This window comes from Streptomyces sp. NBC_00637 (assembly GCF_045161545.1).
In the GTDB taxonomy this organism is placed as follows: Bacteria; Actinomycetota; Actinomycetes; order Streptomycetales; family Streptomycetaceae; genus Streptomyces.
In genome coordinates this window covers 421,163-441,508 of record NZ_CP109046.1, presented here as the reverse complement: position 1 = coordinate 441,508, position 20,346 = coordinate 421,163, and the positions used below count along the sequence as shown (strand labels likewise).

Annotated in this window: 19 protein-coding genes; 16 read left to right on the top strand and 3 right to left on the bottom strand. The window is 73.4% G+C overall.

The annotated features are described in order from the left end of the window. The first annotated feature begins 196 nt into the window (after positions 1–196). The 12 genes from OG440_RS01890 to OG440_RS01835 all read left to right on the top strand — a co-directional run bounded on the left by OG440_RS01890 (position 197) and on the right by OG440_RS01835 (position 12,715). Positions 197–1,465 (top strand): ROK family protein, encoded by a 1,269-nt coding sequence (locus OG440_RS01890; protein ID WP_406005055.1) that lies wholly within the window; start codon positions 197–199, stop codon positions 1,463–1,465. Between the two features lie 182 nt (positions 1,466–1,647). Further along, entirely contained in the window at positions 1,648–2,406 is a 759-nt protein-coding gene (locus OG440_RS01885) for an IclR family transcriptional regulator (protein ID WP_406005054.1), read from the top strand. A 118-nt stretch (positions 2,407–2,524) separates the two neighbouring features. Next, positions 2,525–3,691 carry a PP2C family protein-serine/threonine phosphatase gene (locus tag OG440_RS01880; protein WP_406005053.1) on the top strand — a complete coding sequence of 389 codons (1,167 nt, stop codon included), beginning with the start codon at positions 2,525–2,527 and terminating at the stop codon, positions 3,689–3,691. 95 nt (positions 3,692–3,786) lie between these two features. After that, on the top strand, positions 3,787–4,026 hold the full coding sequence (locus OG440_RS01875) for a hypothetical protein (RefSeq protein ID WP_406005052.1): 240 nt from the start codon (positions 3,787–3,789) through the stop codon (positions 4,024–4,026). Beyond that, positions 4,026–4,403, top strand: coding sequence for a fic family toxin-antitoxin system, toxin component (locus tag OG440_RS01870; protein WP_406005051.1), 378 nt, complete (start codon positions 4,026–4,028; stop codon positions 4,401–4,403). Before OG440_RS01875 ends, OG440_RS01870 begins: the two co-directional genes overlap by 1 nt. A gap of 152 nt (positions 4,404–4,555) precedes the next feature. Then, entirely contained in the window at positions 4,556–5,662 is a 1,107-nt protein-coding gene (locus OG440_RS01865; RefSeq protein ID WP_406005050.1) for an NAD(P)/FAD-dependent oxidoreductase, read from the top strand. Positions 5,663–5,871: 209 nt separating this feature from the next. Next, on the top strand, positions 5,872–6,693 hold the full coding sequence (locus OG440_RS01860; RefSeq protein WP_406005049.1) for an SAM-dependent methyltransferase: 822 nt from the start codon (positions 5,872–5,874) through the stop codon (positions 6,691–6,693). Between the two features lie 263 nt (positions 6,694–6,956). Next, positions 6,957–9,116 (top strand): SpoIIE family protein phosphatase, encoded by a 2,160-nt coding sequence (locus OG440_RS01855; RefSeq protein WP_406005048.1) that lies wholly within the window; start codon positions 6,957–6,959, stop codon positions 9,114–9,116. 140 nt (positions 9,117–9,256) lie between these two features. Beyond that, complete coding sequence (locus tag OG440_RS01850; protein ID WP_406005047.1) at positions 9,257–10,114, top strand: restriction endonuclease; 858 nt, start codon at positions 9,257–9,259, stop codon at positions 10,112–10,114. 131 nt (positions 10,115–10,245) lie between these two features. Further along, positions 10,246–10,911 (top strand): alpha/beta hydrolase, encoded by a 666-nt coding sequence (locus OG440_RS01845; RefSeq protein ID WP_406011224.1) that lies wholly within the window; start codon positions 10,246–10,248, stop codon positions 10,909–10,911. Between the two features lie 281 nt (positions 10,912–11,192). Further along, positions 11,193–11,369 carry a hypothetical protein gene (locus OG440_RS01840; protein WP_406005046.1) on the top strand — a complete coding sequence of 59 codons (177 nt, stop codon included), beginning with the start codon at positions 11,193–11,195 and terminating at the stop codon, positions 11,367–11,369. Positions 11,370–11,485: 116 nt separating this feature from the next. Then, the gene (locus tag OG440_RS01835) at positions 11,486–12,715 is read left to right on the top strand and encodes an aminotransferase class V-fold PLP-dependent enzyme (RefSeq protein WP_406005045.1); all 1,230 of its coding nucleotides are present in this window, start codon (positions 11,486–11,488) and stop codon (positions 12,713–12,715) included. Positions 12,716–12,730: 15 nt separating this feature from the next. Here the strand turns inward: OG440_RS01835 and OG440_RS01830 are convergent, their stop codons facing one another. The 3 genes from OG440_RS01830 to OG440_RS01820 form a co-directional block, all read right to left on the bottom strand. Further along, positions 12,731–13,633, bottom strand: coding sequence for an SDR family oxidoreductase (locus OG440_RS01830; RefSeq protein WP_406005044.1), 903 nt, complete (start codon positions 13,631–13,633; stop codon positions 12,731–12,733). Between the two features lie 65 nt (positions 13,634–13,698). Next, the gene (locus tag OG440_RS01825) at positions 13,699–15,330 is read right to left on the bottom strand and encodes a phytoene desaturase family protein (RefSeq protein ID WP_406005043.1); all 1,632 of its coding nucleotides are present in this window, start codon (positions 15,328–15,330) and stop codon (positions 13,699–13,701) included. Beyond that, a complete protein-coding gene (locus OG440_RS01820; RefSeq protein ID WP_406005042.1) occupies positions 15,323–15,835 on the bottom strand; it encodes an SRPBCC family protein in 513 nt (170 codons plus the stop codon). Before OG440_RS01820 ends, OG440_RS01825 begins: the two co-directional genes overlap by 8 nt. 194 nt (positions 15,836–16,029) lie before the next feature. Here OG440_RS01820 and OG440_RS01815 point away from each other — a divergent pair, with 194 nt between their 5' ends. The 4 genes from OG440_RS01815 to OG440_RS01800 all read left to right on the top strand — a co-directional run bounded on the left by OG440_RS01815 (position 16,030) and on the right by OG440_RS01800 (position 20,322). Continuing rightward, positions 16,030–16,671 (top strand): hypothetical protein, encoded by a 642-nt coding sequence (locus OG440_RS01815; RefSeq protein WP_406005041.1) that lies wholly within the window; start codon positions 16,030–16,032, stop codon positions 16,669–16,671. Between the two features lie 156 nt (positions 16,672–16,827). After that, positions 16,828–16,971 carry a hypothetical protein gene (locus OG440_RS01810; RefSeq protein WP_171401420.1) on the top strand — a complete coding sequence of 48 codons (144 nt, stop codon included), beginning with the start codon at positions 16,828–16,830 and terminating at the stop codon, positions 16,969–16,971. Between the two features lie 175 nt (positions 16,972–17,146). Then, positions 17,147–18,328: an ROK family protein gene (locus OG440_RS01805; RefSeq protein ID WP_406005040.1), complete on the top strand. Its 1,182-nt coding sequence runs from the start codon at positions 17,147–17,149 to the stop codon at positions 18,326–18,328. 152 nt (positions 18,329–18,480) lie between these two features. Beyond that, positions 18,481–20,322 carry an alpha-galactosidase D gene (locus OG440_RS01800; protein WP_406005039.1) on the top strand — a complete coding sequence of 614 codons (1,842 nt, stop codon included), beginning with the start codon at positions 18,481–18,483 and terminating at the stop codon, positions 20,320–20,322. The last annotated feature ends 24 nt before the right edge of the window (positions 20,323–20,346 follow it).

Genomic DNA, 20,346 nt, shown 5'->3' with positions numbered 1-20,346 from the left:
GCCGGGGACGCGCCGACGCGTACCCGAGCCTTCGGGCCTGCGGCATTGCATGGACATCAACTTGCCTCCGATGGCACTGCCCAGTGCCTTCGTGTCCGAGATTTCGTCTGCGGGACCGGACACTAAATCCATTTGTTTTACTAAGTCAATGGGCTGTGAGGGATAGGTTGTAGGGGGAAACGAGAGAGGACCGTGCGTGCGGCAGGCAGGAACGAACCTTCCCAAGGTCGGGCGATACAACCGGGCCGTCGTCCTGGACCAGATCCAGCTCGCCGACGGCGTCAGCCGGGTCGAGATCGCCCAGCACACGGGCCTCACCCCGCAGACGGTCTCGGGCATCGTGCGGAGGCTCCTCGACGAGGGCATCGTGCGCGAGGACGGCGCGAGCCGGGTGTCCAGCGGAGGCAAGCCCCGCACCACCCTGCGGATCAACGCCGAGGCGGGCAACGCGGTCGGCCTGCACTTCGACCCCGTGGAACTCAGCTGCACCGTCGTCGATCTGCTCGGCCGGCCGCTGGTCGTCAAGAAACGCCCCACGGACCCCGGCACCGACCCGGCCCAGGTCGTCAAGGACATGGCGGAGCTGGTCGCCGACGTGCTGGCCGAGACGGGCGTCGACCGCGACAAGGTTCTCGGGCTGGGCCTCGCCACTCCGGGACCGATCGACCTCGAGGCGGGCACGATCGTCGGAGCGCCTCAACTCGCCCGCTGGACGCGGGTGCCGGTGCAGCACATGCTGAGCGAGGCGACCGGCCTGCCGGTGACCCTCGACAACGACGCCACCGCCGCCGCGGTCGGCGAGCGCTGGTCGGGCAAGGGCAAGGGCGTGGCGGACTTCGCCTACTTCTTCTTCGGCACCGGCGTCGGCGGCGGCCTCATCCTCAACCACCAGGTGTACCGGGGCGGTTCACTCAACGCGGGAGAGTTCGGACACTCCTCGGTGCTGCCCGAAGGGCCCGAGTGCTACTGCGGCAACCGGGGCTGCCTGGAGCGGCTCGTGAACCCCACGGCGATCGTCGCCGAGGTGCACCGCAGGCTCGCCGCGGGACCGCATCCGGACAGCGCGCTGGCGCGGTTGTTCGCCGAGCGTCCCGAGGCCGTCGACCACTCCGCCATCGGGGTGGCCGCGGCGGCCGGCGACCCGGTCGCGGCCGCGGTCATCGACGAGACCGCGGAGCACGTCGCCTCCGTCGCGGTCGACATCGCGAACTTCATCGACGTGGACCTGATCGTCCTCGGCGGCCACGGTATCCAGCACGTCGAGTCGCGATACGTCGAGGTCGTCGCCGCCGCGCTGGCCAGCCGGCCGTTGTCACGCCACGTCAGGGTCGTCGAGGTCGAGGCGTCCTGGCTCGGCACCGACGCGGCGGTGGTGGGCAGCGCGGCCCTCGTCCTGCACGCCACCTACTCCCCGCAGCTGTCGGCCCTGCTGGGCACGGCCGCGGCCCCGGGCGAGATCCGCTAGCCGGGCCGCGCCTTGCCCGGCCTCGGGCGAAATACCGGGCCGCGCGCCTTGCCCGGCCCCGGGTGGGAGGCGTCGGCCGGGCCCTCGGCCGCCGGGCCTGCTCGGCTCCCCGGCGGCACGCGCCGGCCGCACCCGGGCCCTCGCGCCTTGCCCGGGCCGGGTGTCGGGGGCACGCTGTTCGTATGGGTGTGCGGGACGGCCCCACGCTCATCACCTCCGTACAGCGGGCCTTCCGCTTGCTGGAGGCGGTGAGCGCACACGAGAACGGCGCGCCGGCGAAACAGCTGGCGCGGGAGACGGGGCTGCCCCTGGCCACCGCCTACCACCTGCTGCGGACCCTGGTGAACGACGGTTACCTGCGCAAACTCCAGGACGGCGGCTTCATCCTGGGGGACCGGCTCCAGACGCTGCACACGGCGGGACGCGGGCAGGCGCTGCTCAGCCGGGTCCGGCCCGCCCTCGCCGCACTGCGGGACGAGTTCGCCACCGCCGCCTACCTGACGTTCTACGAGGAGGGCGAGATCCGGGTCGCCGAGATCGTCGACGGCCCCCGGGCACCCCGCGTGGACCTGTGGGTCGGGTTCGAGGACGCGGGACACGCCACCGCGCTCGGCAAGTCGGTGCTGCGGGAACTGGACGAGGAAGCCCGCAAGGAGTACCTCTCCCGCCATCACCTGGCCGATCTCACGCCGAGGACCATCACCAGCGCGCCCGAACTGCTCCGCCAGTTGGACGCCTCACCCGTCGCCCCGGCCGTGACGGACCTGGAGGAGTACGCCCTCGGCACGGTCTGCGTCGCCGTTCCCGTCTACAGCGGCGACATCCTGGGCTCGCTCGGCGTCTCGCTGCCGGCCGACCGGCTGCCCCGGCTCGACGAGGTGCGGGCGCGGCTGCTCCCGACCGCGGGTCGCGTGACCAGGGGCCTCTCGCTCACCATGTGATCGTTCACTATCTGAAAATCTGATCCTTGTAAGCGGTGGGGCCGAGCCCGTTTCCTAGAGGAAACGGACATTTCCGAAGTGCCCCGGCGCACGCACAGGTGAGGACTGCGGACGAAGCATGAGTCATGCGCGCAACCACAGCGACGATCACTGCCGGACACGGCTGTTGACATCGTTCAGGCACCGGGTGGCAGGGCCGCTGCTGCCGGTTCTGATCCTCCTGGTCATCATGCTCGTCGGCCTCTTCGGCGACGCGGGGATGATCTGGCTGCCCCTGCTGTCCGCGGGGCCCGCGCTGGCCGCCACGACCAACGGCCCGCGCGGTGTCCTCTGTGTCGGCCTTCTCGCGGCGGTGGTCGGTGCGACCCTCGGCGCCCGGGCCGGTGCTCCCGGCCGCGAGGTGGCGGCCGTACTGGCCTCCCTGGTCGCCGTCACGCTGGCGGGCGGCCTGGCCAGCGCGCTGCGCGGGCGCCGTGAGCGAGTGCTCGCGGACGTCCGGTCGGTCGCGGAGGCGGCCCAGCACGCGCTCCTCAGGCCGGTGCCGGCGACCGTCGGTCCCTTCGAGGTCGCCGTCCGCTACAGCGCCGCGGCCGCGGAGGCCCGCATCGGCGGCGATCTCTACGCGCTGGTCCCCACCCCCTACGGCGTACGGCTGATCGTCGGTGACGTACGGGGCAAGGGGCTGCCCGCCGTGGGGACCGCCGCCCTCGTCCTCGGTGTCTTCCGGGAGGCCGCCTACGACGAACCCGATCTCCTGGCCGTCGTCGACAGGATCGAGCGGAGCCTCGCGCGCAACCTCGGCAGCGACGACTTCGTGACCGCCGTGGTCGCCGGGTACCCGCGCTCCGGCCAGCTGGAACTGGTGAACTGCGGACACGCGCCACCGCTGCTCGTGGGCGCCTCCCGGAGCGTCGCGGCGGTGGAGCCCACGCAGCCCGCCCCGCCCCTCGGACTGCGTGCCCTCACCGACCAGACCCCCAGCCTCCAGGTCCTGCCCTTCGCCGACGGGGACCAGTTGCTGCTCTACACGGACGGGGTCATCGAGGCCCGGGACCGCGACCGGGAGTTCTACCCCCTCGTCCAAGGCCTCGAGCACCACCTCAGCGACGATCCGGAGCGCACGGTCGGCGCGATACACGACGAACTGCTGGCGCACGTCGGCGGACGGCTGCACGACGACGCGGCGCTGCTCCTGCTCCGCAAGCCGTCCGTCGCCGCCGCCGCGCCCCTCGCGGTTCGCCAGCCGGCCCTCCCCGGGCAGCTGTCGGGAGGCCGGCCCGTGTGAGTGCCCCCGGCGACCACGACATGACGCATCCCGGCCCGGCGCGTCCGCGAGAAGGGGCTTCCGGCGGGCTGGTAACGGCTGTTACCGTCGGGCGTATGGCGAAGACACAGTTGGGTGCGCGCGTGGACGACGAGATCGCGGAGCTGGCCAGGGCCCGGGCCAAGGACCGCGGCCTGCCGCTCGGCGAGTACATCGCCGCCCTGGTCCGCGAGGACGCCGACGGACTGCGTCAGCGTGGCCTGGACGCGGCCCGACGTTTCCTGGACGAGCACCAGGCCGCCTTCGACGAGGCCGAGGACGCCGACCTGCGCGTCCCGGGAGCGCACGCCGCCTGATGGAACTCCACATCGACGTCCCATGGATCCTCCAGGTCGCGGAGATCGCCGGCGCGGCCGACCCCACCCCCGAGGACTACGGGGTGCCGGTGGCGGCGGTCGCCTGCCACCGTGCCGAACTGCTCGAACAGCCCGTCTACGACGGTCCTTACGCCCGGGCGGCCGCCCTGGTGCACGTCCTCGGCCGCTGCCGCTGGCTCGAGCGCTCCAACATGGCCGTCGCCGCCGCGACGGGTGTGATGTACCTGGAGGCTTCCGGGATCCCGGTCAAGCCCACCCGCGAGGACGCGGTGGCCCTGCGTGACCTGCTGCGGGACCCCGCCTGCACCGCCGGAAGGATCGCCGCGCTGCTGCGCGCCTGGCCGCGCGCCACCTGAACCACGCCTGCGCGGCTTCACCGAACGTCCACACAACTGCACACGGCTCCACAGGAACTTAAAAGTTCAAGCGCTACGCTCGTCGCCAGTTCGAGCGGCCGAGGAAGCCCCCACGGCGTGCCGCTCGCTTCCCCCATGCTCAGGAGACGCGCGTGCGCGACGGCGACATAGTGGTGATCGGCGGCGGCTACGCGGGCGTCCGGCTGGCGAAACGACTGGACACCACGGCCCGGGTCACCCTGGTCGACCGCAAGGACGTGTTCTTCCACCGCATCGCCTCACTGCGGGCCGGCGTGCGCCCGGAGTGGTCGGTCACCCCCTTCATCCCGTACGACCGCCTGCTGCGCGAGGGCCGGGTGGTCGTCGGCAAGGCGGTCCGCATCGACACCGACGAACGGCAGGTCGTCCTGGCGACGGGCGAACGGCTCCCCTACGACGTCGTCGTGATCGCCACCGGCGCGGACTACCCCGAACCGGCCCGTTTCACCGGCACCACCACCGAGGAGACGATCAAGTCCTTCGCCGGCCATCAGCGCAAGGTCGCCGCCGCCGAGCACGTCCTCGTCGTCGGCGGCGGGCCCTCCGGTGTCGAGCTCAGCGCCGAGATACGCCTGGCCCGGCCGGACGCCCGGGTCACGCTCGCCCATGCGGGGCCGGCGCTGCTCGACGCCGCCGGCAGCGCGCGGGCCGGACGCCGGGCCCTGGCCTGGCTGGAGTCCCACGACGTGGAGGTGCGCCTCGACTCGTTCATGTCCCCGGGGAACGACTTCGGCACCTATCGCGACGCCCGGGGCGACGTCATCGACGCCGACCTCTCCTTCTGGGCGACGGGCACCACGCCCAACACGCTCTGGCTGCGGCTGGGCGGCCACGGCCACTGGCTGAACGCGGCCGGTCACATCAAGGTCGACCGGCGGCTCCGGGTCGAGGGGCGCCCCGACGTGTTCGCGGTCGGCGACGTGAACGACGCCACCGAACTCAAGATCACCCCCGCCGCGCTGGCCCAGGCCGATCTCGCCGCGCACAACATCCGCGTCCACCTGAGGAGTTCCGGCAGGCACCGCAAGGAGCCCCGTCTCTACCGGCCGGTCCGGCGCACCCCGCTCATCGTGCCCTTCGGTCCCGCCGACGGACTGACGGTGCTGCCCGTGCCGGGCGGCGAGAGCGCCGTGCTGGGCAGCCGCACCTCGGTGCTGGCGAAGGCCAAGACCCTCATGACCCCGTACATGAGGCGTCAGCTCGGCTACAGCGCGGGCTGACCCCCCGCCCCGGACCCCCGCCCCGGACGGCACGGCGTCGGCCACCGCAGGGAAACCGCTTACCGGGACCGACGCGCCGTACGGAGCTGCCGATATGGCCGAAACGGCATGGCTGTTGACGGTAAGCGCTCTCAACCTCCCTGTGCGGAAAGAAAGTTCACCTACGTTGGTGCCCTGATCATCTACGTAGCCGTGCAGGAGGCTTTGCCGTGTCGGACCCCAGCTCCCAGACCACCGCGACCGCCGGAACATCCGGCCGGATCGACACGTCCAAGCCGCACTCGGCCCGGTTCTGGAACTACTTCGTCGGCGGCAAGGACAACTACGAGGTCGACCGGGAGATCGGCGACCACATCAAGGAGATCTTCCCCGGCCTCGTGGACGTGGCGGTCACCAGCCGGCACTTCCTGGGACGCGCGGTGCGGTACCTCGCCGACGAGCAGGGTGTCCGCCAGTTCCTGGACGTGGGCACCGGTCTGCCCACCGCCGACAACACGCACCAGGTGGCACAGAGCGTGGCCCCGGACGCCAGGATCGTGTACGTCGACAACGACCCCGTCGTCCTGGCCCACGCGCACGCCCTGCTGACGAGCACGCCGGAGGGCCGGACCGCCTACCTGGACGCGGACCTGTACGACCCGGAAGCCGTGCTGGAAGCGGCCGCGGGAACGCTCGACCTCTCCCGTCCGGTCGCCCTGATGATCCTCAACACGCTCGGTCATGTCGGCGACTACGGGCAGGCGCGCGACCTGGTCCGGCGGCTCATGGCGGGTCTCCCCTCGGGCAGTCATCTGGTGATCAGCGACAGCACGGCCACCAGCGAGGGCATGATCGCCGCGTCGGCGGCGTACAACGCGAGCGGCGCCGTGCCCTACCACGTGCGCGCCATCGAGGAGATCGGCGGCTTCTTCGACGGGCTGGAGCTGGTGGAACCGGGGATCGTCCAGGTGACGAAGTGGCGTGCGCACCCCGGTGATTCGGCCAACTTCACCGCCGTCGACGCGTACTGCGGCGTGGGCCGCAAGCCGTAGCACCCGGCGGGCCCCGGATCACCCCCCTCTCTCCCGGCCCGGCGCGCAGCCTCCCGGCCGGGAGAGAGGGAGCCGCCAGGCCCGATCGTCCGATCGTCCGTGCCGGGCCCCCCACCCACCCGATGTGCCGGACCGACCGCTCCGGGAGACGTGGCTGGGGCCCCGTCGGGCCTTCGGTGGACCGGATCCGTCCGGGACCGCCGCACCAGGGCGGACCGCCTCTCGATGAGGCCAACGCGCGCGTACGGCGTAACGTCGTCCTTGTGGACCTGACAGCCGCCGGTCTCGTGTCCCGTGTCGTGCGCGAGCTCGGTTCGCGAGCGGACGAGCTGGTCGCCGAGGTGGAGCGCCGCCTGCGACAGGAGCTCCCCGAGCTGTGGGACGACCCCGACATCGCGCGGATCGCGGCGGACAACGTCGCCGACCACATCGCCGCGGGACTGTTCGGGCTCGAACACGCCATCGAACCGGGCCTGATCGAACCACCGCCGGCGGACGTGGAGCGCGCACGCCGGCTGGCCCGGCACGGCACCCCGCTCGGCTCGATGCTGCGGGCCTTCCGGGTGGCGCAGACCATCGTCCTCGACCGGCTGCTCGCGGAGATGCCCCGGTTCTCCGACGACGCCGAGTTGGTCAGCGCGGCCACCCGGCACGTCATCGCGACGTCGGCCGCGTACATCGACCGCACCTCGGAACAGGGCGTCGTCGCGTTCCAGGAGGAGCGGGACCGCCGGCTGCAACGGCGGCTGTCGATGGTGAACGAGGCGGGCGCACGCATCGGCACCACCCTGGACATCGTCCGCACCACGCAGGAGCTGGCCGACCACGCCGTCGAGCGCTTCGCCGACCTCGTCACCGTCGACCTGCTCGACGCGGCTCTGCACGGCCACGAGTCCCCGAGCGAGGGCCCCCTCGTACTGCGCCGGACCGCGCGGGCCTCGGCGACCGGCGGCGATCCGGTACCGGGCGCCGCACCGCAGCAGGTCCACATCTGCCCGGACGGATCGCCCGAGGCCCGCGCCCTGGTGACCGGACAGCCCGCCAAGCACCACGGCGACCCGGTCGACTCCGATGACATCCTCGGCGTCCACTCCACCCTGGTGGTGCCGCTGCGCGCCCGAGGCGCCACGCTGGGCGTCGCCCTGTTGTCCCGGCACCGCAACCCCGACCGCTACGACGACGAGGACCTCCTCCTCGCCCAGGAGATCGCCGCCCGGGCGGCCGTGGCCGTCGACAACGCCCGCCGCTACAGCTACGCCCGCTCCACCGCCCTCACGCTCCAGCGCAGCCTGCTGCCGCGCGGCGCGCCCCGGCAGTCGGCGGTCGAGGTCGCCTACCGCTACCTTCCCGCGGGCGACCGGGTCGGCGTGGGCGGCGACTGGTACGACGTCATCCCGCTGTCCGGCGCCCGGGTCGCCCTGGTGGTGGGCGACGTGGTCGGCCACGGCATCCACGCCGCCGCCACCATGGGCCGCCTGCGAACCGCCGTACGCACCCTGGCCGACATCGACCTGCCGCCCGACGAACTCCTCACGCACCTCGACGACATCGTCCTGCGCCCGTCGGGCGAAGCCGGCGACGACGAGGACGGCGAACCCGGTGACGACACGGACGGCGAAGCCGCCGGGGACATGGGCGCCACCTGTCTGTACGCCGTCTACGACCCCGTCTCACGGCGCTGCACCCTGGCCCGCGCGGGACATGTGCCGCCGGCCCTGGTGACCCCTGACGGAAGGGCCGAGATCCTCGACCCGCCGCCCGGCCCGCCACTCGGCCTGGGCGGCCTGCCGTTCGAGGCCACGGAACTCGAACTCCCGGAAGGCAGCATCCTCGCCCTGTACACCGACGGCCTCGTCGAGTCCCGCGACCACGACGTGGACGCCGGTCTCACCAGGCTGCGCCACGCCCTCGCCGAACCGGCCGCCTCCCTGGAGGCGATCTGCGACAACGTCATCGACGCCCTGCTGCCGGCCAGACCGGACGACGACGTCGCCCTGCTCCTGGCCCGCACCCACGCCCTGGGCGACTCCCAGGTCGCCACCTGGGACCTGGCCGCGGATCCCTCCGCCGTCGCCCAGGCCCGCGCGGACGTCGCCCGGCAGCTGAGCGACTGGGGTCTCGACGAACTCGGCTTCACCGCCGAACTGGTGGTCAGCGAACTGGTCACCAACGCCATCCGCTACGGCCAGCCCCCCATCCGGCTGCGCCTCATCCACGACCGCGCCCTCCTGTGCGAGGTCTCCGACGGCAGCAGCACCACCCCTCATCTGCGCCGGGCCCGCGTCTTCGACGAAGGCGGCCGAGGCCTGCTCCTCGTCGCCCGGCTCGCCGAACACTGGGGAACCCGGCACGCCCGCCGCGGCAAGACGGTCTGGGCCGAACTGGGCGACACGGCCCAACTCCCGCCGCTCGCCTTCGCCTAGAGGGGGCGTCAGCGGCGCGGATCCGGAACGGCGAGTGACCGCGCCGACCTTCAGGCGACAACTCCTCCTGCGATAGAACCCCCTCCACCTGGGCACACGCTCGATGATCTTTGTTGACGTATCCGGGAGGACGTACCGCCATGGCCGTACCGCAGCACGTTCCGCAGCCCGAGCGTGGTCCACGGCGGTTCGAACTCCGTTCCACAGCCGTCTATTTCGTGCTACTCGCCCTCCTGCTGACCCTCCTGGGCACGGTCGCCCGCACCGCCACGGCCGCGGCGGAGCGCCGCCCGGGCTGGGCCGTCTCGCTCGTTCTCATCGGTGCCGCCGGTGTCGTCGCGGGCTGTCGCGGGCGGCGCAGAATCTCGGCGAGGAGGGTCGCACGGCGTGCCGCGAAGTCCCTGGACGTGGCCACGGAGACGGTGGTCGAGGCGCTGGAGACCGCGCCGCCGGCTGTCGCCGCCGGGCCGGCCGAGCCTCGGACGGGCTGTGCCGGCGGGGGACTCGACGTGGCACCGACCATCCCGCTCGATCAGCACCTCGACGACCTGCCGGCCGCCACCGAGGAGATCGGCTACGAGGAGATCGCCTACGAGGAGGTGGACCCCTACGAGCTGGACCCCTACGAGTTCGAGGAGGCCATAGCCGAGTTGTGCCGGCGCGACGGCTGCACCGAGGTGGAGGTCGTCGGCGGGGCCGGGGACCTGGGCGCCGACGTGGTGGCGAGGACACCGGACGGGCGCGTGCTCGTGATCCAGTGCAAGCGGTACGGCGACACCCACCGCGTCGGCTCCCAGGACATGCAGCGCTTCGGCGGAACCTGCTTCCCCGTGCACGGCGCCGAGGTCGCGGCGGTCGTCACCACGAGCGACTTCACCGCGCCCGCCGTCGAGTACGCGCGGCAATGCGGCATCGTGTGCGTGGACGGCCAGGACCTCCGGCAATGGCAGGACGCGGCGGGCCCGGGGCCGTGGGAGCCGGAGTTCGCGGCGGTCTGAACCCGGTGACCGTCGACAGGGCCCCGGGTGTACGGCGAGAGAGGCGGCGACCAGTGCGCGCAGAAGCGAACGGCGAAGCGGGCGACGAGGGAGGCGGCGCAGCGCGAGGTGCCGCGGGCGGCACCTCCGCGTTGGTGGTGCGGCACCGGCCGGCCGGCACGCCGGGTGCCGCCGTCGTCGTCCTGCACGGCGGCCGGGAACACAGCCGGGAGGCCTCGCGGGGCCGGCACCTGGCCGCCCTGCGCATGCGTCCGGTCCTGCGGGCGGCCGCGGGCGCGACGGACCGTCAGGACGTGCTGGTCGGCGAGGTGCGCTACCGCTACCGGGGCTGGAACGCGACCGCCGACCCCGTCAGCGACACCGTACGAGCCCTCGACGAACTGCGCCGGACGGTCGGCGAGGTGCCCGTGACCCTGGTGGGCCACTCGATGGGCGGCCGCGCGGCGCTCCGGGCGGCGGCCGACCCCGCGGTGCGCGGTGTCCTCGCGCTGGCGCCGTGGTGCCCACCCGGCGAACCCGTCGGCCATCTCGGCGGGAAGCGGATCGTCGTGCTGCACGGGGACCGTGACCGGGTGACCGATCCGGGGGAGTCCGCCGACTACGTCCGGCGGGCCCGGCAAGCAGCGGCGCAGGCGGGCATCGTCCTCGTCCGCCGCGGTGACCACGCGATGCTCCGGCGCTGCGCCGACTGGCACCGTGCCACCGCCGCGATCGTCGCCCAACTCCTGTGCCCGGAAACGGTCGTCGAGGGCCTCGCCGGCGAGGCCTGCGCGGCGGACGGCCCCCTGTCGTGGTGACCGCGGACGCGGCGCACGCCCGAGCGAGGGTCACGCCGAGGGCGTCCGGGGCCGGGCCGGGACACCTCTGCGCGGCCCACCAGGACCGCTTTCGGGCCCCCCTGGTCACCCGCGCCCGGCCCATCGGGGACAATACGATGACGTCACCACGGGCGGTTGGGCTGTCGAACCGTCAGGAGACGTCACAAAAGCGCCGGTTCGCTCCTCGGATCGTCGGCGGTGTCCGAAGCAAGTCCTGCAGCGTCGGCCTGCCCGACCGTCCACGAAAGCAGAGCGCCCCGGTGATCCCCGTCTTCGAAGACACCCCGATCTACCACCGTCTCATCACCGAACGCGGCGATGTGCCCGCCCAGGTGAAGGGTGAGGCCGAACGCATCAAGAGAGACCTGGACCGCGTCATGAGCGCCCCGTCCTCCTTCACCCCCGGCCTGCCCGCCCAGCGGTCGTTCTTCTCGTGAGGTCCCGCGGGTTCTGAGGCTCCGAGGACGCTCCTCCGCGGTCCCGACCCGCCCTGGGTATCGTGGGGCCGTCCGGCCTCCGCGGGGCGCCGGCCAGGGACGATCCGAGGAGATCCGTGAACGAGGGCGAAGTCGTCACCGTGCCCCGACCGTTGACGCTGCCCGACGGGCGGCCCGCGCGGGACGCCTGGACGCTCGACCCGGCGATGCGTCATCTCAACCACGGCTCGTTCGGCGCCGTCCCACGGGTGGCGCAGGAGCGGCAGAGCGCCCTGCGGGCGGAGATGGAACGTGCCCCGGTCGCGTGGTTCACGGCGCTGCCCGGCCGGATCGCCGAGGCCCGCGCGGCCGTGGCCGGCCGGCTGCGGACCGACGTGCGGGACCTGGCGCTCGTGCCGAACGCCAGCGCGGGGGCGAGTGTCGTCTACGCCGCGCTGGCCGCCCGGCCCGGCGGCGACATCGTGGTCACCGACCACGGCTACGGCGCCGTCACGATGGGCGCGGAGCGGCTGGCCCGCCGTTGGGGGACCGGCGTACGCACGGCCCGCGTCCCGCTGGCGGCGGACGCCGAGCAGGCGTACCGGGCGGTGATGGCTCAGGTGGACGACGACGTGGCCCTGATCGTCCTGGACCAGATCACCTCCGCGACGGCCCGGCTGATGCCGGTCGGACGCGTCGGGGCCGAGGCCGCGCGGCGCGGGATCACCCTGCTCGTCGACGGCGCGCACGCGCCGGGCCTGCTGGCCGCGCCCCTGGACGGCCTGTGCTGCGACGTCTGGGTCGGCAACCTCCACAAGTGGGGGTGCGCCCCGCGCGGCACGGCGGCGCTCGTCGCGCACGGCCCGCTGCGGGCGGACCTCCACCCGCTCATCGACTCCTGGGGGGCGGCCGAACCCTTCCCCGACCGCTTCGACCACCAGGGCACACTCGACGCCACCGCCTTCCTGGCCGCGCCCGCCGCGCTGGACTTCATCGACGACACCTGGGGCTGGGACACCGCCCGCCGGTACCTGGACGAACTCGCGGACCACGGCGCCCGTGTCGTGACGGAGGCCTTCGCCCGGAGCGGGGCCCCGGCCGACCCCGTCGACGTCGGCGCGCCCGTCCCGGGGATGCGGCTGGTCCGCCTGCCCGCGGGTCTGGGCACGAGCCGGGTCGCGGCGGACGCCCTGCGCGACCGCGCGACCGCCGAACTCGGGGTGGAGGCCGCGTTCACCAGCTTCGGCGGACTCGGCTACCTCCGGCTGTCCGCCCACGTCTACAACACCCCCGACGACTACGCGTACTTCGCCGAGACCTGTGTGCCCGTCGTCGGGAAGTGGGCCCGCGAGGCACGGGAGGCGTAGGACCGTCCCGGTAGCTCACCGCCCGTCGGGCGGGTCGCCCCGGTGCGCCGTCGCCGCCGCCACGTCGGCCCGGCCGCCGGCGCCCAGCGGCCCGGTGGGACGCAACGGGTCCGCGGACTCCATGCGGGGCAGCACACGACGGGAGCGGCGTACGACCAGGGCCGGCAGCACGGCCCGCGTCACCTGGACGAGGCGCAGCGCGGCCGGGACGTAGACGGCGGTGCGCCGGCGTTCCACGGCCGAGGCGAGCCGCGTCGCCACGAACTCCGGAGAGTAGACGCGGCGGGCGGGCGGCGGCATGTTGGCGCGCAGTTCGCGCAGCACCGCGTGCCGGTCGGCGTCGCGGATCATGTCGGTGTCGGTCCAGTTCAGATAGGCGACACCGACGGCCACGCCGTGGTGGGCCGTCTCGGCGCGCAGCGCGTGCGCGAAGGCCTCCACGCCGGCCTTGGACGCGCAGTAGGCGCTCATCAGGGGAGCGGCCCCCATCGAGGCCAGTGAAGCGATCTGGAGGTAGTAGCCGGCCGTCTCCGTCAGGTCCGGCAGGAAGGCGCGTGCCGTCAGGGCGCTGCCCGTGACGTTGACGTCGATCACCCGCCGCCAGGAGGCCATGTCCGCCGAGGCGAACGGGCCGCCCTCCGCGATGCCCGCGTTCGCGACGACCACCGAGGGCGGCCCCAGCCGTGCGCGGACCACCTCGGCCGCGCGCTCCAGAGCCTCGCCGTCGGTGACATCGGCCTCCACGGCCAGCGAGGGGGTGGGCAGGGACGCGGCCACGGCCCGCAGCCCCGTCTCCTCGTGGCCGATCAGCGCCAGACGCGCACCGCGCCGTGCGAGCTCCCGGGCGAGCGCCGCGCCCACCCCGCGGGCGGCTCCCGTGACGACGACGATGCGGTCTTCGAGGGGACTGTCGTGCACGGTGTGCTCCGTTCCTCGGCCTGACTGCCCTCGGCTCCCCGGCTCCTCGGCCGGACTGGTGCCGCTCAGCCGGCAGGCGGCTTCTTCGCGCCGGTACGGTCGCGGCGGGCGAGCGCCCGCTGGACGAACGTCCCGCCGGGCGGGCGGTGCCTGCGCAGTGCGGCGCGGGCGGCGTTGGCGCCCGGCGCGCCGTGGACGCCACCGCCGGGATGAGCGCCGGCGGAGGCCAGGAACAGCCCGCGCACCGGGGTCTCCGGGCGCCCGCTGCCGGGCATGGGGCGGAAGAGGAGCTGCTGGTGCAGCGCCGTCGTACCGCCGTTGATCGCGCCGCCGTGCAGATTGGCGTCGAGGGACTGGAGCGTGGGCGGGGCGAGGATGCGACGGGCGCGGATCAGGGAGCGGAAGCCGGGGGCGAACCGCTCGACCTGGCGTTCGACCCGGTCGGCCATCAGCTCCTGCTCGCTCGCGTTCCAGGCGCCGGTGATCCCCTCGTCGCCGGCGTCGCCCTCGACCGCCTGGGGCACATGCGTGTAGGCCCAGGCCGACTCGGTGCCGGCGGGGGAGCGGCCGGAATCGGAGGTCGTCATCTGGCCGAACAACGCGAACGGCCGGTCGGGAACCTGCCGCATGGCGAGCTGGGCGGCGAACCGGGTGAGCTCGTTCACGCCGTCGGCCAGATGCACGGTGCCCGCCCGGCGCGCCGCCTCCGCCTGCCAGGGCACCGGCCCGTTCAGCGCCCAGTCGACCTTGAAGGTCCCGAAGTCCCACTGGAACCGCTCCAGGTCGGCCAGCAGCTGGGACGGCAGGTGTTCCGGCTCCAGCAGCGCGCCGTACAGCGCGGGGACGGACACGTCGGCCAGCACCGCGCGGTCCGCGGCGACCTGCTCCCCGTCGGTCGTGCGCACCCCCACGGCCCGGCCGTCGCGGACGACGATCCGGCTGACCCGCTGCCCGCAGCGCAGCGCGCCGCCCCGGGCGTGCAGCCGCCGGACCAGGGCCTCGGTGAGGGCGCCGGAACCGCCGGCCGGCACGGGGAAGCCGTAGGACTGGCCGAGCATGGCCATCAGCCAGCCGAAACCGCCGCTGCCGGCGGCCTCCGGAGCGAGATCGGCGTGCAGGGCGTTTCCGGCCAGGAGCAGCCGCCCGCCTTCGCCCCCGAACTCCTCCTCGCCCAGCCGCCGCACCGGCAGGGCCAGCGTCCTGGCCAGCCGCAGGCCGCCCGCGGCGCGCAGCCGGGCCGCCAGCCGGGCCGTGGCCCGCACCGGCGGGAACGGCGTGAACAGCGCGTCGAGGATGTCCGGGCGGAGCTGTTCCCACACCCCGTGCAGGCGGCGCCAGGCGGCTCCGTCCCCGGCGTGGAAGGCGTCGAGGGAGCGGGCGGTGACGTCGAGCCGGCGGTCGAGGACCGCGCACTCGCCGCTGGTGAGGGGATGGGCCACGACACTGGGCGCATGGCTCCAGCGCATACCGTGTTCGTGCAGGCGCAGCTTCGACAGCACCGGTGAGGCGGCGGCCAGCGGGTAGAAGGAGCTGAAGAGGTCGCTGACGAACGCGGGGTCCACCGAGCGGTCGTGCCGTACGGCGCCGCCGGGCTCGGGCTGCTCCTCGAGGACCTCGACGCTCCAGCCCGCGTCCGCCAGCAGGTTCGCCGCCACCAGGCCGTTGGGCCCGGCCCCGATCACCACCGCGTCAGGCATCGGCGCCCCCCTCCGCGTGCGAGCGCGCCGCGGCGGGTGCCGTCCGGGCGCTGTGGGTACTCCGTTCGCCGTGCGCGTCGGCCTCGCACACCTTCGCCAGCCGGCCGAGCAGGGCCCGGTGGCGGATCTGGGTCACCACCTCCGCGCCGGCGTTGTGCAGCAGCCCGCCGACGCCCTGCAGCGGGTGTTCGTCCAGGATCACCAGGCAGTGGCGGCCCCACGGCCGCAGCTCGAACGCGATCCGCGCCGTGCCGAGCACACCGGCCCGCGCCTCCAGCTCCAGTACGTCCGGCTCCTCGCAGCGCCGTACGACCGTCTCGTTGGTCAGGCTGAGGGGGCCCACCCGGATCTCGTAGGCGATCTTCGCGTCCACATGGGGCCACTCGCCCGTCATCTCCTGCGTCGACGACGTGCCCACCACCCACTCCGCGTAGCGGTCACCGTCGGCGAGGACGCCCCACACCGTCCGCGGACTCGCCTTGACAAGCCGATGCCGTACCGCCACCGCGCACCTCCGTAGTCGCTGACACGAGGTTCGCCGAGTGCCCGTATCGCCGAAGACCAACCGCGGGGAGCGGGGGTGCGGCGCCGAGGAACCCACCCGTTGTCAGTGCCGTCATGAAGGATGCCCCACATGAGATCAACTTCGGCTCAGCCGGGTAGTCGGTCTCATGTCCCTGCCGAGGAAAGGTACCGATCATGCCGCCCACCGCCGTCCAGCCGCAGATCCTCGACGTACGTTCCGACGCCTATCCCTGGCAGCGTCGGAACGAGGAGGTGCCGCGCCTGGCGGGCACGGTCGGCATGGCGGCGGGCGTGCCGCGGCAGCGCGGCCCGCTCCCGATCGACCGCGAGGAGAAGGCCCGTCCGGTGACGCGCCCGGCACCCCGCCCGGCACCCCGCCCGACGGCGCGCCCGGCGCCGACCGAGGCCCGCACGGACGACCGCGGCGCGGTCCGGGACAGGTCGTCGGCCCGGCCGCCCCTTCCCGGCGCGTCGTCGGGCCGCGCCGGCGCCGACGTGCTGCGCATCGTCGCCGACCCCCGCACGCCGGTCTTCGTCACCGAGCACGCCAGCGGCCGCCGGGTGTACGGCTACTGGCGGCCGCTGGACGCGGGCACCGGCCGGGGAGGCTGCTATGTCGCGCTGTCCGCCACCGAGTGCGACGAGCTGTACGCGGCCGGCCGGATCACGGTCGGCGAGCCCGTCACGGACCCCACGAAGACGACCTACCGGGTCCGCGCCGCCCGCACCCAGGCCACCCGTACCCAGGCCGCGGTCGCCCGCCCGGCGGCCGCGCCCGTGCGGACGGCGACGGCGACCAGGGGACGCGCGGCGTGAGCCGGCGACCGGGGGCGGGGCGGGGGCGCGGCCTCTCGGTCCGACCCGCATGACGCGTCCGGCTGATCCGAACGACCCGTCCACTGGCCTGATGGGCGTCTTCGGGGGTAGCCGGACGAGCGGAGAGCAGCACACCGACACCAGGGGAGGACGAAGATGAGCGTCATCCAGCGCATCAAGGAGTTCGCCAGGAGCCCGCAGGGGCGGCGCACGATGGAGCAGGCACGGCGTGCGGCGGCCGACCCGCGCCGTCGTGCCCAGGCCCGCGGTCTGCTGGCCCGCCTGCGTACGCGACGCTGACGGTAATGACGATGGTGACGGTGGTGGTGCCCCCAGGGGAGCATCACCTTCGATCGCGCGTCAATACCTCGTCACCACAGGACTTCTGAGGGGGACTCAGGGCTCACAGCGCACCTTCAGCCCATTCCTGCTTCTTTCATTGACAGCGGAAAATAAGGGCCCTAGGTTCCGGGCCATGCCCTCGTCCTACGCCGCGCACCCCGCCGAGACGTTCCCCGCCGGAACGCCGGCCGCTTCGCAGGTCTTCACCACCGTCCTGTCCCAGGGCCCGCTCACCCGCCTCGAACTCGCCCGGCGGGCCGGTCTGTCGGCCGCGGCCGTCACGAAGGCGGTCCGGCCGCTGATCGAGTCGGGATACCTCGTGGAGGACGCCGACACCGAGGTCCGCACGGCGCTCGGGCGGCCCGCGAACCTGGTCCGCGTCGACGGGGGCCGCGCCCTGTTCCTCGGGCTGAAGCTGACCGGAGACGCGATCTTCGGCGTGCTCACGGACCTGCGCTGCCGGATCCTGCTCGCCCGCCGTGTGCCGCTGACCGACTCTGCCGCCAAGGCGGTCCTCGTGTCGACCGCGGAGCTCGTACGGGAGCTGCTGACCGAGGCGGACGGCTACGGCGTACGCGTCGTGGGGCTGGGCATCGCCGTCTCGGGTGACGTCGACCGCGGGGAGGGCGTGGTGCGCTACTCGCCGTTCCTGGAGTGGCGCGACGTACCGCTCGCCGAACTCGCCTCCACCATCACCGGTCTGCCGGTCACCGTCGACAACGACGTCCGGGCCCTCACCGTCGCCGAGCAGTGGTTCGGCGCCGGTGTGGGCCTGTCGGACTTCGCCGTGGTGACCGTCGGCGCGGGCGTCGGCTGCGGCCTGGTGGTACACGGCCGGGTGGTGGCAGGGACGCACGGGGTGGCCGGCGAGATCGGCCATGTCACCGTCGACCCGGACGGGCCGCTCTGCCACTGCGGCAACCGCGGCTGCGTCGAGGCGATCGCCGCGGACCTCGCGATCCTCACCCGGATCCGCGAACGGGGCGGCGTCGACGTCACCAGTACCACCGAGGCCGTCGACCTCGCCCGCCGGGGCGACATCCACGCCCGCGACGCGTACGCACGGGCGGGGGAGGCGATCGGCCGCGGTATCGCCACCGTGGCCAATCTGCTGGGCCCGGAGCGCGTCGTCATCTCCGGCGAGGGCCTGGCCGCCTACGACCTGTTCGCCGATCAGATCCGCAGCGCCTTCGCGGCGGCCGCCTTCGGCTCGGCCGCGCGATGCGAGCTGGAGACCCGCCCGCTGCCCTTCGAGGAGTGGGCGCGCGGCGCCGCGGCCACCGCCATCCAGTCCTTCATCACCGAACCGAACTGACCGTACGAGCAGCGTCCCCGCACGCTCCGGCACGGTTCGTCGACGGCAAGTGCCCCGGCCCGGGCCGGAGCCGGGCCGCCCGGAGCCGTTCAGCCCAGAGCCGTTCAGTCCGGAGCCGTTCCGCCGCAACCCCACCTCTGGAGGTCAGACCCATGCGGTCACCCTCGCACTCCGTCCTGCCCGCACGCGCCCTGAGAGCCGCCGTCGTGCTCGCTCTCGCCGTGGGCACCGCCACCTTCGCCCCCGCCGCCCCCGCCGCTCAGGCCGCCCCCGCCGCTCGGCCGGGGACCACGGCCCCAGCCGGGGCCACCACGCCGGGGCCGGCCGCCAAGCCGTACATGGGCTGGTCGAGTTGGAGCATGCAGTCCTCCAAGTACCCCGGCCTCAACCCCGACGGCGACTACAGCTACCTCACCGAGACCAACGTCCTGAAGCAGGCCGACGCCCTCGCCTCGAAACTGAGGAAGTACGGCTACGAGTACGTCAACATCGACGCCGGCTGGTGGCGCGACCAGGCCTGGAAACCGCAGTTCGACCGGTACGCCCGTCAGAAGGCCGACCCCGGCCGGTTCCCCCGGGGCATGAAGGCCGTCGCCGACCACGTGCACGCCAAAGGCCTGAAGGCCGGGATCTACCTTCCCGTGGGCCTGGAGAAGGAGGCGTACGCCGACGGCAGGGCGCCGATCCGGAACGCCGAGGGCTGCACCACGGCCGACATCGTCTACGACGACCTGCGCACCACCAACGGCTGGGACAGCGCCTACAAGATCGACTTCTCCGACCCCTGCGCTCAGAAGTACGTCGACTCCCAGGCGCGGATGTTCGCCGACTGGGGCTACGACTTCCTCAAGCTCGACGGTGTCGGCCCCGGCTCCTTCAAGAGCGGCGACAACTACGACAACGTTGCCGACGTGGCCGCCTGGCAGCAGGCGATCGCCGCCACCGGACGCGCCATCCACCTGGAGGTGTCCTGGTCCCTCGACATCGGCCACGCCGCCGACTGGAAGAAGTACTCCGACGGCTGGCGCATCGACACCGACGTCGAGTGCTACTGCAACACCCTGGTCTCCTGGGAGAACTCCGTCGACGACCGCTTCGACGACACCCCGGCCTGGACCCGCCACGCCGGCCCCGGAGGCTGGAACGACCTCGACTCGCTCGACGTCGGCAACGGTGCGATGGACGGCCTGACCAAGGCCGAACGGCAGACCTACGCCACCCTGTGGGCCATCGCCAAGTCGCCGCTCTACACCGGCGACGACCTCACCCGCCTGGACTCCTACGGCCTGTCCCTGCTGACCAACCGCGAGGTCATCGCCGTCGACCAGGGGGCCGCGCCGCCCGCGCACCCCGTCACCGCGTCGGACCCCCAGCAGGTGTGGGCCGCGAAGAACCCCGACGGCACCTACACCGTCGCCCTGTTCAACCTGGCCGACGTGCCCGCCTCGGTCGGCGCCGACTGGACGACGCTCGGCTTCACCGGCAAAGCGGCCGTCCGTGACCTGTGGAACCACGAGAACCTCGGCACGTACAGGAACCGGATCACCCGGGCACTGCCCGCCCACGGCTCCCGCCTGTTCACCGTCACCCCGCGCGGCACCGCGGTCGAACGCACCGGCCACGAGGCCGAGGCTCCGGCCAACACCCTTGGCGGTAACGCCTCCGTCGCCGGCTGCGCCACCTGCTCCGGCGACCACAAGGTCGGCAACCTCTACCTCGGCGGCTCACTGACCTTCACCGACGTCGTCGTCGACCGGCCCGGCACCTACCAGATCGAGGTCGCCTACCTCAGCGGCGACGCACGCGCCGCCGACGTCTCCACCAACGGCGGCGGCGCCACCCGCCACACGTTCCCCGCCACCGGCGACTGGAGCACCGTCGCCCGCGTCCATGTGCCCGTGACGCTGAAGGCCGGTGCCAACACGATCACCTTCGACAGCGGCTCGGGCTACGCGCCGGACATCGACCGGATCGACGTGCCGAAGACCTTCTGACGCCACCCGGGGGCCCGGTACCGC